At 70.8% G+C, this 13,822-nt stretch carries 10 protein-coding genes; 3 read left to right on the plus strand and 7 right to left on the minus strand.

Annotation, left to right across the window (positions count from 1 at the left end):
- Positions 1–78: 78 nt before the first annotated feature.
- Both ACFXB5_RS47530 and ACFXB5_RS47535 read right to left on the minus strand, forming a co-directional pair.
- The gene (locus ACFXB5_RS47530; RefSeq protein ID WP_385220674.1) at positions 79–1,968 is read right to left on the minus strand and encodes an AAA family ATPase; all 1,890 of its coding nucleotides are present in this window, start codon (positions 1,966–1,968) and stop codon (positions 79–81) included.
- 399 nt (positions 1,969–2,367) lie between these two features.
- Complete coding sequence (locus tag ACFXB5_RS47535) at positions 2,368–2,997, minus strand: uridine kinase (RefSeq protein WP_385220677.1); 630 nt, start codon at positions 2,995–2,997, stop codon at positions 2,368–2,370.
- A 172-nt stretch (positions 2,998–3,169) separates the two neighbouring features.
- On the opposite strand from ACFXB5_RS47535, the gene ACFXB5_RS47540 reads away from it, so the two are divergent.
- Complete coding sequence (locus ACFXB5_RS47540; RefSeq protein WP_385220679.1) at positions 3,170–4,585, plus strand: peptidase C39 family protein; 1,416 nt, start codon at positions 3,170–3,172, stop codon at positions 4,583–4,585.
- Between the two features lie 40 nt (positions 4,586–4,625).
- Here the strand turns inward: ACFXB5_RS47540 and ACFXB5_RS47545 are convergent, their stop codons facing one another.
- The 3 genes from ACFXB5_RS47545 to ACFXB5_RS47555 all read right to left on the minus strand — a co-directional run bounded on the left by ACFXB5_RS47545 (position 4,626) and on the right by ACFXB5_RS47555 (position 6,359).
- Positions 4,626–5,258 (minus strand): endonuclease, encoded by a 633-nt coding sequence (locus ACFXB5_RS47545; RefSeq protein WP_385220682.1) that lies wholly within the window; start codon positions 5,256–5,258, stop codon positions 4,626–4,628.
- 64 nt (positions 5,259–5,322) lie between these two features.
- Positions 5,323–5,553, minus strand: coding sequence for a helix-turn-helix domain-containing protein (locus ACFXB5_RS47550; protein ID WP_385220685.1), 231 nt, complete (start codon positions 5,551–5,553; stop codon positions 5,323–5,325).
- On the minus strand, positions 5,487–6,359 hold the full coding sequence (locus ACFXB5_RS47555) for a PucR family transcriptional regulator (RefSeq protein WP_385220688.1): 873 nt from the start codon (positions 6,357–6,359) through the stop codon (positions 5,487–5,489). Before ACFXB5_RS47555 ends, ACFXB5_RS47550 begins: the two co-directional genes overlap by 67 nt.
- Before the next feature lie 710 nt (positions 6,360–7,069).
- On the opposite strand from ACFXB5_RS47555, the gene ACFXB5_RS47560 reads away from it, so the two are divergent.
- Positions 7,070–9,346: a putative bifunctional diguanylate cyclase/phosphodiesterase gene (locus tag ACFXB5_RS47560; protein ID WP_385220690.1), complete on the plus strand. Its 2,277-nt coding sequence runs from the start codon at positions 7,070–7,072 to the stop codon at positions 9,344–9,346.
- A gap of 99 nt (positions 9,347–9,445) precedes the next feature.
- Here ACFXB5_RS47560 and ACFXB5_RS47565 read toward each other — a convergent pair whose 3' ends face one another.
- Both ACFXB5_RS47565 and ACFXB5_RS47570 read right to left on the minus strand, forming a co-directional pair.
- Complete coding sequence (locus ACFXB5_RS47565) at positions 9,446–9,802, minus strand: DUF779 domain-containing protein (protein ID WP_385220693.1); 357 nt, start codon at positions 9,800–9,802, stop codon at positions 9,446–9,448.
- A gap of 149 nt (positions 9,803–9,951) precedes the next feature.
- Entirely contained in the window at positions 9,952–11,154 is a 1,203-nt protein-coding gene (locus ACFXB5_RS47570) for a cytochrome P450 (protein WP_385220696.1), read from the minus strand.
- Positions 11,155–11,462: 308 nt separating this feature from the next.
- Between ACFXB5_RS47570 and ACFXB5_RS47575 the strand changes: the two genes are divergently transcribed.
- Positions 11,463–13,822: AMP-binding protein (locus tag ACFXB5_RS47575; RefSeq protein ID WP_385220699.1), on the plus strand; the 2,360-nt coding region annotated here is incomplete at its 3' end.

Here is a 13,822-nt window from a genome sequence, read left to right on the forward strand (position 1 = left end):
GGAGATTGAGGAGCGGGGTCCCGGGCGGAGCCCCGGGTGTGGGAAGGGGCGGGTGGGGGAAAGCCCGCCGCATGCGCGCTATCCCAGGGGCGGGTCCTGGGGGTCGCGGTACATGGGACCGCGGCCCGACAGGACCTCCCCGTACGCCTGCATCAGATCCGGCAGCCGCAGCGTCGCGAGGTCATCCCGGTTCGGCGTACCGCTCCAGCCCGACAGCCGCAGATCCCGGTACGCGCAGCTCTTCTCGTACAGCGTGCGCAGAAACCGCCCGTTCCCCAGCTCGTCGATCCAGCCCTGGTCCACCACATGGCCGCTGATGCTGCGCAGCTCCTCCAGGGCCTCCTCGTCCCACACGTCCCCGTTCTCCGCCGCCAGCACCTCACCGATCCGGGTGAGCTCCAGCGGGCGGTAGCTGGGGAAGTCGACGCGGGTGGTGAAGCGCGAGCCGAGGCCGGGGTTGGCGGCCAGCAGCCGGTCCATGCCCTCGGGGTAGCCGGCGAGGATCACCACCAGCCGGTCGCGGTTGTCCTCGGCCCGCTTGAGCAGCACCTGAAGCGCCTCGTCGCCGTATGCGTCGCCCTTGCTGTAGCCCGAGTTGGACAGGCTGTACGCCTCGTCGACGAAGAGCACCCCGCCGAGCGCCGAGTCGATCAGCTCATTGGCCTTCACCGCCGTCTGGCCCAGATACTCGCCGACCAGGTCGGCGCGTCCGGCCTCCACCAGATGGTCGCCGCCGAGCAGCCCGAGGGCGTAGAAGACCCGGCCGAGGATGCGGGCCACGGTGGTCTTGCCGGTGCCGGAGGGCCCGGAGAAGACGAAGTGCCGCTTGGGCGGCTGGACCGGCAGGCCCTGCCCGGCGCGCAGCCGCGCCATGTGGAGCTGCGCCGACAGCGCCCGCACCTGCCGCTTGACCGGCTCCAGGCCGACCATGCGCTCCAGCTCCTGGAGCGCGCTCTCCAGCAGCACCGGATCGGAGGGGCCGGGCTGGGACGGCAGTCCGGCCCGGTCGCGCGTGCCGCCCGCGCCCATCACGGCGGGGCCCATCAGCGGCGGACCCTCGGGGCCCTCGGCCGCGGCGCGCGGATCGCGGCCGTCGGACAGGGTGTCGGCGGGGTCGGCGGCGGTGGCGTCCCGGCCGTCCGTGGAGTCCTGGCCACCGGCCCCGGCCAGCGATACGGCGGCGAGGTCCGCGGGCTCGTCCAGCCCGTCGGACTCGGCTATCGCCGCCAGCCGCGCCGAGGTGTCCATGAAGGTGGAGTCGATGCGGTGCACCGCGCGGTAGAGGGGGAGCGCGGCGGCGCTGCGCCCGGTGCCCTCATGGGCGCGGGCGAGCCAGTAGCGCAGCTCCTTGCGCTGGGGCTGTTCGCTGCGACAGCGCATTAAGGCGGCGGCGAGCAGCGGCTCGGCCTGGCTGTACATCTCCAGCCGGACCCGCGCCATCCCGGCGAACAGACCGGCCTCGATGCCCAGGAACGGATCGTCCAGCAGCGGCTCGGTGTGGCGTACCAGCTGCTCCCAGTCCTTGACCAGATAGGCGCGGCAGGCGTGCAGGAAGCGGGCCTGCGGATCGGCCTCGACCGGGGGGCAGCCGGCCAGCGCCCGGTCCAGCTCGGGCACATGGCGGCCGTCGAGCCAGTGGGAGGCGTGGGCGAGCAGCAGGTCCCGGCTGGTCTCCAGCACCGGCTGGACCCACCAGCCCAGCCAGTACCAGGAGTTGAGGGTGCGGCGGTGCCGGGCGCGCTGCTCGCCGAAGCGGTCGCGGTGCCGGTACATCCGCAGCAGTGCCGCCGCCGTGTCGGCCCGCAGCGCGTGCAGCCCGAGCCAGGCGTCGGCCATTCCCGGATCGAGCCGGGTGGCGGCCCGGAACTCCTCCTCGGCCTGTGCGTACGCGCCCATCGTGTAGGCATCGACGGCTCGCAGCCAGGCGAGGTCGGCCGGGGCGTGCGAACCCTGCGTGCCGAAATTCATCACGTCCCCCACAACCGCTGCCCCCGTGGATGCCGCAGGGGCGACTGCCCCTTTCGCATCGTACCTGCGCAACTCGCATGGGCCGAGGGTGCCGCACTGTTGTTCGTCGCAATCACACAAGGCCGGACGGGTGTGCGCGGGGGCGTGTAGGGGGCGCACAAGGTCTGGGCCGGGTCGTTACTCAGGGTGATGAAGTGGCCGCGCAAAGCAGCGGAAAACCGGCGCCAGACAGGACGAAGCCCCCGATCACGGGGGAACAACCGGGGGCTTCGCGTTGTGGGACGACTCGTACGAGTCGCACATTGAGAACGTAAGACCTGTATGGGCCCCAGGTCAAGCCGAGTTGGGGTACGCGTCATGCCTCGGGCGGCGGCGTCAGGTCCGGTCTGGGGCATCGGCTCACGCTGTGTGAGGCCAGGGGGTGTTTCCCCCGGTCGCGGCGGGTCCCGGTAGCACCTCATACCCCTCCTTCCGCTGCTGTACCAAGGCTCCCGCGTACGGACGGGACGGGTCGGCGGCGAAATGCGCACGCTCGGCGGGCAGCCATCCGTCCCAGAATGCGGACATCCCCGGTCCGTCCCGCAGCTGTCCGCGCCGCCAGGAGTCCCGCTCGGGCAGATCCATCCACAACAGCTGCGCCAGTCGCGGGCGCGTCGCGCGGCGGCCGCTGCCCACGCCCTCCAGCAGCACCACCGGCGCGGGGTCCAGCCGCCGCCGGGCGGTGGCGAAGCGGCGCTCCACCCAGTCGTACGGGGCGTAAGCCGCGGCCGCGCCCCGGGCCAGCGGGGCGAGGACGCGGGTGTGCAGCCGCCCGGCCCAGCCGAAGAGTTCCTCATGGGTGGCGAAGTCGTCCGTGTGCAGCACCGGGGCGCCGCCGAGAGCCTCGGCCAGATGCCCGGCGAAGGTGGTCTTCCCGGAGCCCGCGTGGCCGTCCACCGCGACCAGCCGGACCGGCCCGCAGGACGGCGGCAGCGCACGCAGGCGCCGCGCCAGCGCGTCCAGGCTGCCAACCGGTCGGTAAGTTCGCATCGGGGACCACCATACGGCCCTTTGGGCTCGTTCACTCCATTGGTTCACACCAATATTGATGGAGCGGGCGCTGGGGGAATCACTGGCCTGAGACCACTCGCAGCGGCCATAGTTGTGCGACTGTCGCGCACCCGCCGCCCACTGGACCGGACGACGACTGGGGGAACCCCGTATGACCAGATCTGGATCCACGCCCCGCCGCTCCGTGCTCGCCGCCGCACTCGGCGTCGCGGGCGCCGCCGCCGTCACCACGACGGCGGTCGCGGCCGCCGGAACGGCCCGCCCGGCCCCCGCCGTGAAACAAGCCCCTGGGGACGCCGCGGCCCCGGCGGGCTCGAAGGCCAAGCCGATCGCGGAGTACCACGGCTGGACCAGCCACGCCGACTGGCTGGCCGGTGCCGCCAAGGGCGTCCGCGCCGATGCCGGGGCCCGCCCCGGCATCGTCATCTCCCGCCCGCTGGGCAGCGTGGACTACACCGATCCGCACACCGGCACCAAGGCCGCCTGGGAGTACGCCACCTGGACCTCCCCGGTGCGCACCCTCTCCGTGCCCGCGACCGAGGCCATCGTCTCCTGGAACGCCCGCACCCCGGCCGGCACCTGGGTCCAGATCGAGCTCAAGGGCACCTACACCGACGGCTCCGCGACCCCCTGGTACGTGATGGGCCGCTGGGCCTCCGACGACGGCGCCTCCTCCATCCGGCGCACCTCGGTGGACGACCAGAGCGACGACAAGAGCTCGGTGTGGACCGACACCTTCTCCATCGACGACCCGGCGAGCGGGCTGCGGCTCGCGAAGTACCAGGTGCGGCTCACCCTCCACCGCAAGCCCGGCACCACGCTCACCCCCACGGTGTGGCGGGTCGGCGCGATGGGCTCGGACGTCCCCGACCGGTTCGAGGTGCCCGCCTCGACGCCGAGCCTGGCCAAGGGGCGCGAACTCGTCGTACCGCGCTATTCGCAGGAGATCCACAAGGGCCAGTACCCGGAGTACGACAACGGCGGCGAGGCGTGGTGCAGCCCCACCTCCTCGCAGATGATCATCGAGTACTGGGGTCGCAAGCCCTCCGCGAAGGACCTCGCCTGGGTCAACCCGGACTACGCCGATCCGCAGGTCTGCCACGCCGCCCGGTTCACCTTCGACTACCAGTACGAGGGCTGCGGCAACTGGCCGTTCAACGCCGCCTACGCCGCCACCTACCGCGATCTCCAGGGCGTGGTCACCCGGCTCGGCTCGCTCGCCGACGCCGAGAAGCTGATCGAGGTCGGCATTCCGCTGATCACCTCGCAGTCCTTCCTCAAGACCGAGCTGGACGGCGCGGGGTACGGCACCTCGGGCCATCTGATGACCGTCATCGGCTTCACGGCGGACGGCGACGTCATCGCCAACGACCCGGCCTCGGCCGGCAACGAGGCGGTCCGCCACGTCTACAAGCGGCGGCAGTGGGAAAATATCTGGCTGCGGACGAAGCGGTACAACGCCGACGGCAAGGTGGTCTCGGGCACCGGCGGCGTCTGCTACCTCTACTTCCCGGCCAAGCCCACCGCCGCCCAGCGGCGGGTGCTGAAGGAGCTTGGCATCCGCTGAGGGCGCTCGGTTCGCTGAGAGGGCTCAGGAGGTGACCGCGTCATGCCGCGGCGCGCACCTCCCGCGCTGCGTCCGCGTGGAGCGCGACCCGGACCAGGGCGGCGGCCAGCCGGGGAAGGTCCTTCTCGGCCACCAGCCCCTCCAGCGATCGCGCGCTCTTCGGCAGCCCGACCCGCTCGGCGCCGTCCAGCGCCTTGGCGTCGAAGTACGGGGCGAACTCGGGCCAGACGCCCTGCACCTCGCGCAGAAAGATGTTCACCCCGGCCGGCCCGATGCCCTTGACCCCCTGCAGCAGCTTCTTCACGTCCCCGGCCTCGCGCATCCGCCGCAGATCGCCCCCGTACTCCCGGTTCACCAGCTCGGCCGCCTCGCCGAGCTGGCTGGAGGTCCGCTCGTCGTAACGCCGGTAGCCGCCCTCGCCCAGCGCGTCCACCCGCTGCTGCCAGGTGGCCTCCGCCATGCGCCGCGGGTCGCGCATCCCGGCGTCGAACAGGGCGCGGGCGGCGGCGACGGCGATGTCGGAACTGATCCGCGCGGACAACAGATGCGCGAGCACCAGCAGCTGGTAGAGCGGGCCGGGGGTGTCGCGGAGCTTGATCCCGGCCTCGGCGGCGAAGGTCGTGCCCTGCTGGTCGAGCAGAGCGCGCGCCACACTCTTGTCCTTGTCGCTCATTGCCCATCCCGCCTCGTGGTTGTGGTGCCGTTGCGTCGGCCACGGGTGCCCGGCGACGTCCCGCTCACTCGGGGCCGCACCGCAGGATCTTCCAAATGCGGGTGGCGACCTGGAGGTTGAGCCTGCTGTCCACATCCGCCAGATCGCATCCGCCGATCTCACGGATGCGCTGGAGCCGGTAGGGGGCACCTCCCAGCGGTAGCTGGGGGAGCCGCGTCGAACGGTGGATCACCAGCGCCGCCGCCGTCTCGCTGTAGTTGCCGCCGCGGTCGAAGTACTCGCAGAGGGTCTCCACCAGGTCCGTGTGGTGCCGGGCGTCGTAGTCCAGCAGCGGGCCCAGCCACTCCCGCACGAACCGCTCGACCTCCCGTCGTAGCACGTCATGCCGTACGGGCTGTGCGAACGGCGGCGCACCTCCAGCGCCCGTAGCGCCTCCTGGTACGAGCGGGGCACCTCGTGCGGGGTGGCGCAGGAAGCGCCCACCCCGATCGCCCCGCTGCCGGTGCCGAGCTCACGGCTCAGCGCCGAATGCAGCGACCGCTCACCCGGTGCGCCCTGGGCCACCAGGACCGCCGTGTCCGCGCACAGGGCGGGCAGGATCCGCAGGCCGAGACCGGTGGCCGCCCGGCTCACGGCCTTGAGGAAGACATCGTCGGCCGGGCGGTCCGTCCAGCGCACCACGATCACATGGTGCGGACCGTGCAGATCGTGGCCGACCGCCTCGGCGCGGGCGTACGCACTGGTGGCGGCGGCCGCGCTGCCGCCGCCCGCCGCACGGGTGTCGTCCGCCGCACGGGTGTCGCCGGCGGCCGAGAGCAGGTCGTCCACCAGCTCCCGCCGCAGCCGCAGCTCCACCTCGGCCAGCTCGCGCACGTGGGCCAGCTCCAGGCCCAGCGAGGTCGCGGCGTGGTCCAGCGCGCGAACGGCCCGCTCATCGGCCCGGCCCTCCGGATCCACCAGGGACAGCGCGCCCAGCACCTCATCGCGCGGATCGGCCACCGCGACCAGCCGGTCCCGCACCCGCACCGGCCCGGCCCGTCCGGCCAGCTCCCTCACCTGCGTGTCCAGGGCCTCGGTGGCCCGTTGACCGTCGTGGGCCATGGGGTCACTCCGTGCGTCCTTATGTGTCCGGTGCGTCGTCGTGCCTCCTCGAGGAGACGTACCTCCTTGTGTCTCGTTGCCTCCTTGTGGAGATCCAGCGGCCGAGTACCCCTATTCATGGCAATTCACCGCATGGGGGCGAAAAGGCTGCCCCGATTTCGATCCGCGGGATGCGGGGGGCGGGCGTACGGGCCCGGGTACGGCTGCCCCGGCCGCCGTGTCCCGGTGTGATGTTCAAGTGCGGCGGACGTGATGGATTTCCTAATTCGACTGCTCACGCCCGGGGTTGGCGCTCCGCCAGAACGGGGTCTCCCGAACGGGTTTCGGCGAGGCGCTGTCAAAGGTCCGCCCTGTGGAGGGCCGAGGTCAGCAGGGGGTTCGGGCCGCTGGCAGATGCCTCTGACAGGTGCTCGACAGCTCCCGGCGGCGCCCGTCACCATGATCAGATCCGGATTGAAGTTTTCCGTTTTTCCTTTCCTCATCGAACGGTTGATCAGTAATCTCGCCTCAGCAGCGGGTTGCCGTGCCGCTCTTCGTCGTGCTCCACTTCCCCGAGGACGCGGACGACCCGAGGGCGGCCCCGGAAGCCGGAAGAGGGCGAAGGAAGTGCAGGACGTGGACTGGCGGCCGGAGGGCATCGACGCCACAGGCGAGGACGCGGCAGGCTACAGGGACACAGCCCATGGCGGCTGCCCCGGGGAGCGCACGATATGACTTCCGAATCGGGCGGGCCGAGATGTGACCGCGGCGCCGGGGACGCCGCCGGACACCCCGCCCCCAGGGAAAACGATCAGCTGAGGCGATTCGCGGGCATCTGGTGCCGGGCCGTCCACCCGCTGGCCGCCACCACGATGACCCCCGAGGAGTTCGAGGGCTATCTGCTGCCGCTGGCCCACCGGTTGAGCGCCGCCCTGGGCTCCTCCCCCTTCGACACCGAGGCCGCGTACGAGGTCGGGGCCGCGCTGGTGGACGCCCAGTGCACCGAGCCCGACGCGCTGCCCGCCATCCTGGGCGTCATCGACGCACATCTGGTGTCCTGCTCGTCGCCCGGAGCGCCCTTCTCCCAGCCATCCGGTGAATCGTTCCCCGGGCCATCCGGTGAATCGTTCCTAGGCCCGTCCGACGAGCCCTCCCACGAGCCCCTCGCCGACGAGGAGGCGCGCGCCCGCTGTGTGCGGCTGCAGCACGCCCTCGCCGCGGGCTTCGTCCGCGAGCTGCGCGAGCGTGAGCGCGATGAGCAGGAGGCCATCTCGCGGGCCGCGATGGCCGCCCGGACCGAGGCCGAGAAGGCGCTGCACGCGAGCGAGGCCAAGTTCCAGGCCGTCTTCGAGGGCGCGGTCATCGGGGTGGGCATCGCCGGGCTCGACGGCGAGGTGCTCGTCGTCAACGACGCCATGGCCCGGATGTTCGGCGGGATGGACTTCTTCCGCCCCGGCCGCAAAGTCACCGAGTTCGTCCACCCCGACGACGTCCCCGGCGCCCATGAGCTCTACCGCGAGCTGGTCAACGGAGAGCGCGACCACTTCCGCATCGAGAAGCCGCACTACCGCGACGACGGCAGCGAGCTGTGGACCAATCTGACGGTCACCCTGCTGCGCGACTCCAGCGGCGCCCCGCAGTACCAACTCGCCCTCGCCGAGGACATCACCGAGCACCGGCAGCTCCGGGAACGGCTGCGCTACGAGGCCACCCATGACGAGCTGACCGGACTGCCCAACCGCACCCTGTTCCTGGAGCGGCTGGACCAGGTGCTGGCCGCCGACGCCGACGCCGAGCGGTTCGGCGTGTGCTACCTGGACCTGGACGGTTTCAAGGCCGTCAACGACAGCCTCGGGCACGCCGTCGGCGACCGGATGCTCACGGCCGTGGCCGAACGCCTCCAGCGCTGTGTGAAGGCTCCCACCGAGCTGCTCGCCCGGGTCGGCGGCGACGAGTTCCTCGCCCTGGTCACCGGCCCCGCCGCGCAGACCGACGGCGCCGGGCTGGCCCGCCGGATGCTCGCCGCGCTCGCCGAACCCGTCCGGATCGAGGGCCGTGAGCTGCGGGTACGGGCCAGCATCGGTGTGGTCGACGGCCGGGCCGGGGAGATCGGCCGGGCCGAGGTGCTGCGCAGCGCCGACATCACCATGTACCGGGCCAAGGCCGCGGGCGGCAATCGCTTCGAGATCGCCGACGCCGACTCCAACGCCCGGGTGATCGCCCGTCACAGCCTCACCAACGGGCTCCCCTCCGCCCTGGAGAAGGGCGAGTTCTTCATCGAGTACCAGCCGCTGGTACGGCTCACCGACGGCACCGTGCGCGGCGCCGAGGCGCTCGTACGCTGGCTGCACCCGCTGCACGGAGTGCTCGGCCCCGACCAGTTCATCCCGCTCGCCGAGGACACCGGGCTGATCGTCCCGCTCGGCCGCTGGGTCCTGGAACAGGCCGCCCGGCAGGCGCGTGAGTGGCGCGACGCCGCCGAGGACGACGAGTCGCTGCGTGTCAACGTCAACCTCTCGCCGTGCCAGCTGAGCCATCCCACACTGGTCTCCGACACGGTGGCGGTCCTGGAGAACGCCGGGCTGTGCCCCAGCGCGCTGTGCCTGGAGGTCACCGAGAACGACCTCATCGGCGCCGACGAGACCGCCCTGCGGCCGCTGCGGCAACTCGCCGACCTCGGCGTGGACATCGCCCTGGACGACTTCGGCACCGGCTACTCCAACCTGTCGTATCTGCGCCGGCTCCCGGTCTCCCAGCTCAAACTGGACCGTTCCTTCACCCGGGGCATGCAGCGGGCCCCGGCCGATCCGGTCGACGTCAAGATCGTCGAGGGGATCGTCTCGCTCGCGCACACGCTGGACCTCGCGGTGACGGTCGAGGGCGTGGAGACGGCCGTACAGGCCGAGCATCTGCGGGGGCTGGGCTGCGACACCGCCCAGGGCTGGTACTACGCACGGCCGGGCCCGCCCGAGCGGCTGCACACCCTGGCGCTGGCCGACGCGAGCTGAGGGCGCGGCCGACTGAGGGTGCGGCCGGGGCTGAGGGCGCAAGGAGGTGGTGTTCCCCTCGCGCCCATCCGACGCCGCGCCGGGCTCGGTTCGCCGAGCTCAGCCGGCCGTGTCGTTCAGCAGCCGTGAGCGGATCAGGAAGCGCACACCCTCCGGCGCTTCCAGGGAGAAGCCGCTGCCACGGCCCGGCACCACGTCCACCGTGAGATGCGTATGGGCCCACAGTTCGAACTGCGAGGCCGACATCCAGAAGCCCACCGGCTCCTCGACCCCGTCCACCTCCAGCTCCCCGAGCAGCACATCCGACCCACCCGTACGGAACTCGCCGAGCGGATAGCACATCGGCGCGCTGCCGTCGCAGCAGCCGCCCGACTGGTGGAACATCAGCGGCCCGTGATCCGCCCGCAGCTTGCGGATCAGCTCGGCCGCGGCCGGTGTCAGCGCGATACGGTCCATGGACGATCCCTCTCCGTCATGCTGGTCATGCTCACCGAGCGGTCAGAGGTCCGGCCCAGCGAACCTCCCGCCACGTTGCGAGAACGTTGCCCTCACCACGTTGGCCTCACCACGTTGGCCCTCACCGCGTTGCCATTACGGCGTTGCCCTCACCATGTCACCGGCAGCTCGCGCAGCCCATAGGTGTTCTTGTCCGTACGGACGTGGATTTCGTCGAACCGAACGGCCGGCCGCAGGGTGGGGAACCGGTCGAAGAGCCTGGCGTACGAGCAGCGCATCAGCGAGCGGGCGAGCTGCTGCCCGAGGCACTGGTGGATGCCGTAGCCGAACGCGGCGTGGTGAGCCGCCGGGCGGGTGACGTCCAGGGTGTCGGGCGCCGCGAAGTGGTCCGGATCGCGGTTGACCGCGGGCAGCGCGAGGGTGACCGAGTCCCCAGCCTTGATCAGGTCGCCGCCGACCTGGACATCCTCCAAGGCGGTGCGGATGGGCCCGAAGTGGGTGACGGTGACGTAGCGCAGCAACTCCTCCACGGCGGTATCCATCACGGCCGGGTCGGCCCGTAGCGCGTCCAGCTGTCCGGGGTTCCGCATCAGCGCGAGGGTGCCGAGGGCCAGGGTGTTGCCGGTCGACTCGAAGCCGGCGGTGAGGATGACCATGCCGATCGTCGCGGCCTCGTCCTCCGGCAGATCGGGCTCGGCGGCCAGATGGCCCAGGAGATCCTCCGCCGTCCCGGTCTTCCTCTGCCTGATCAGCTCACGGAACCGCTCGTGGATGGCCTGGGTGGCGCGGGTGATCTCCTCGGCGCCGGAGTCGAGTTCGAACAGCGCCGCCGATTCCTTCCGGAACCGCTCACGGGCCTCGTCCGGCACGCCCAGCAACTCCGTGAGGAGGTCGAGTGACATCGGCATGGCGAAGTCGGCCACGAGGTCGGCCGGTGGCCCCTGCCGTTCCATCGCCGTCAGCCGCCCGTCGGCCAACTGCTCGATCCTCGGGACCAGCCGGTCCATGCGGCGCACGGTGAAGTGGCGGGTGAGCAGCCGCCGGTAGCGCGTGTGCTCGGGCGGGTCCATACGATGGAAGACACCGGGCGGCACCGCGCGCCGCGACTGCTCGGCCTCGGAGGAAATCGCCACCGGCATGCGGGCCAGGTCGGCCCGGTTGCTGAATCGGCTGTCGCCGAGTACCAGCCGAGCGGCCGAATACCCGGTGACCAGCCATCCCAGATGGCCGTCGGAATAGCGCATACGGCTCAACGGGCCCTGTTCGCTGAGCCGCAGGAGTTCGGTGGGCAGTTCGAACGGACACCGACGCGTGGTGGGCACACCGGTGGGAATCGGAAGAGCGTCCGTCATCGTATCTTCCTCTATGTCCGGATCACGAGTCTTCGTGACCTTGTACGCGGGAAGGGAAATTTCTGAGTGGCAGGATGGTGCCATGCGGCCCCCCGAGCCCGCCCACGACTCTTGTAGCGATATAGCGGCGGGGTTAGACTCCCGATGCAAAATGACATGAGTATTTCGAAAGTAATTCGGTGCTGCTGCCCGGGAAGTGACCCGATATTAGGCAATGGGTGGTGCTCGTGCAAGACGGGGGAATGAATGGGTTTCGCTATCCTCAGGGGTCTCGCTACCCGCTATCCGCTGCCCAGCGGGAGATCTGGGTGGCGCAGCGCATCAATCCGGATGGCCTGCAATTCCAAGTAGGCCAGTATGTCGAGATCCGCGGGCCCCTCAACCCCGCCCTATTCGAATCGGCACTGCGCCGGGCCGTCGCCGAGGCCGACTCGCTGCACGCGCGCTTCCCGGACATCGACGGGGACGTCGACGGCGACATCGACGGCGTACCCCATCAGGTGCTCGGCCCGCCCGGCGACTGGGCGCTGCGGACCCTCGACCTGAGCCACGGCCCCTATCCCCGGGCCGCCGCCGAACGGTGGATGCGCGAGGAACTCAGGACGCCGATGGACCTGGCGCACGGTCCGCTGTTCTCCTTCGCCCTGATCAAGACGGCGGCGGATCGGTTCGTCTGGTACCAGGGATATCACCACATCGTGACCGACGGGGCGGGCAGCACGCTCTTCGCCCGCCGGGTCGCCGAACTCTACACGGCATTCCAAAAAGGCGAACCCGCCGGTGAGTCCCCATTCTCTTCGCTGACCGCCCTGCTCGACCAGGAAGCCGAGTACCAGAAATCCGAGGAATTCGAGCGTGACCGCCGGTACTGGCTGGGGCGTTTTGCCTCCCCACCCCAGGCCGCGCGTCTCACCGCAGAGCCCGGCGCCGAACCCAGCGATTTCCTGCGCCATACCACCCTGATCGGGCCCGATGAGGCCGACCGCCTCAGAGAAGCCGCGCGCGCCGCCCGGACTCATTGGTCGGTGGTGTTGACCGCTGTTGTCGCGGTTTACCTGCACCGCTTGACCGGGGCAGCGGACATCACGCTCGGCTTCGCTGTCTCGGCGCGAAAGGACCCGATTTCCCGCCGTACTCCCGGAACGCTGGCCAACATACTTCCGCTGCGGGTGGAATTGACCGCCGCGACGACCTGGACCGATGTCCTGCGACGCCTTTCCCGGGAAGTCCGCATGGCCTTGTCGCACCAGCGCTACCGGGGCGAGGACCTGGCCCGCGACCTTCATCTCACCGGCGGTGTTCCAGCCCTCGTGGGGCCCGAGATCAACGTCATGTCGTTCGACTGGGATCTGGAGTTCGGCGAGTGCCGGGCCACCCACCACAACCTGGCCAACGGTCCGATCCCCGATGTGTCGGTCATGGCCTACGAACAGCCCGACGGCGGTATCCGCATCGACCTGAACGGCAACGCCGACCTCTACAGCCCCCAGGACCTGGCCGACCACCAGCGGCGCCTCTTCGCCTTGTTGGAGGCGGTGGTGGTGGATGCGGGGCGGTGTGTGGGTGGCGTGGAGTTGGTGTCGGTGGCGGAGCGAGGGGAGTTGTTGGGCTGGGGGAGCGGCGGTGCGGGGACGGTCCCGGGGGTGCTGGGCGAGCGGGTGGCGGGGTGCGGTGCCGCGGTTGCCGTGAGGTGCGACGAAGTTTCTTTGTCCTACGAGGAGTTGGGGTCGCGGTCGGATCGGTTGGCGCGGTTTTTGGTGGGGTGTGGGGTGGGGCCGGAGCGGTTGGTGGCGGTGGCGATGCCGCGTTCGGTGGATTTGGTGGTGGTGTTGCTGGCGGTGTTGAAGGCCGGTGGCGCGTATGTGCCGGTGGATCCGGGGTTTCCGGCGGAGCGGGTGCGGTTCATGGTGGAGGATGCCGGGCCGGTGTTGGTGGTGGCGTCGGGTGATGTGGCGGGGCGGTTGCCGTCGTTGGGTGTTCCGGTGGTCGTGCTGGATGACCCGGAGACGGTGCGAGAGGTGGATGAGCGGCCGGGTACGGCGCTGAGGGATGCGGACCGTCTTGCGCCGCTGCGTCCGTCGCATCCGGCGTATGTGATGTACACCTCCGGCTCGACCGGCACTCCCAAGGGCGTCGTGGTGACCCACCAGAGCCTGGTCAACACCATCGCGTGGGCCGTCGAAACCCTCGGGACGCGAGCCCTCTCCCACGCGATGATGTCCACCTCGGCGAGTTTCGACGTGTCCGCCTTCGAGCTGTTCGCCCCGCTCGCGTGCGGTGGGCTTGTGGAGATCGTGGACGACGCCGTCGCCCTGGTGGGGCGGTTACCCCACCGGCCGCAGGCCAGCCTGGTGAGCGGCGTCCCCTCGGCCCTGGTCCAGGTCGCGAAGGCCATCGGGCCACGGGACTTCCCGGGCGTCGTGGTGTGCGCCGGTGAGGCCCTGTCGGGCTCGGCGGCCCGCACCATCGGTGACGCCCTGCCCGGCTGCCGGGTGCTCAACGCCTACGGCCCGACGGAGGCCACGGTCTACGCGACGGCCGGGTGGTACGACGGCGAGGCAGAGGGCGCCGCGCCGATCGGTGGGCCGGTCGCCGGTATGCGGGTGTATGTGGTGGATGGTGGGTTGGGTTTGGTGCCGGTGGGTGTGGTGGGTGAGTTGTATGTGGC

Origin of the sequence: Streptomyces sp. NPDC059455 (assembly GCF_042750115.1) — a bacterium.
GTDB lineage: Bacteria > Actinomycetota > Actinomycetes > Streptomycetales > Streptomycetaceae > Streptomyces > Streptomyces endocoffeicus.

Bases quoted from the DNA above. Each gene is read 5' to 3' on its own strand.
- ACFXB5_RS47560 (WP_385220690.1), top strand. From the start codon at position 7,070: ATGACTTCCGAATCGGGCGGGCCGAGATGTGACCGCGGCGCCGGGGAC.
- ACFXB5_RS47545 (WP_385220682.1), bottom strand. From the start codon at position 5,258: ATGAGCGACAAGGACAAGAGTGTGGCGCGCGCTCTGCTCGACCAGCAG.
- ACFXB5_RS47535 (WP_385220677.1), bottom strand. From the start codon at position 2,997: ATGCGAACTTACCGACCGGTTGGCAGCCTGGACGCGCTGGCGCGGCGC.
- ACFXB5_RS47565 (WP_385220693.1), bottom strand. From the start codon at position 9,802: ATGGACCGTATCGCGCTGACACCGGCCGCGGCCGAGCTGATCCGCAAG.
- ACFXB5_RS47540 (WP_385220679.1), top strand. From the start codon at position 3,170: ATGACCAGATCTGGATCCACGCCCCGCCGCTCCGTGCTCGCCGCCGCA.
- ACFXB5_RS47555 (WP_385220688.1), bottom strand. From the start codon at position 6,359: ATGGCCCACGACGGTCAACGGGCCACCGAGGCCCTGGACACGCAGGTG.
- ACFXB5_RS47530 (WP_385220674.1), bottom strand. From the start codon at position 1,968: ATGAATTTCGGCACGCAGGGTTCGCACGCCCCGGCCGACCTCGCCTGG.
- ACFXB5_RS47570 (WP_385220696.1), bottom strand. From the start codon at position 11,154: ATGACGGACGCTCTTCCGATTCCCACCGGTGTGCCCACCACGCGTCGG.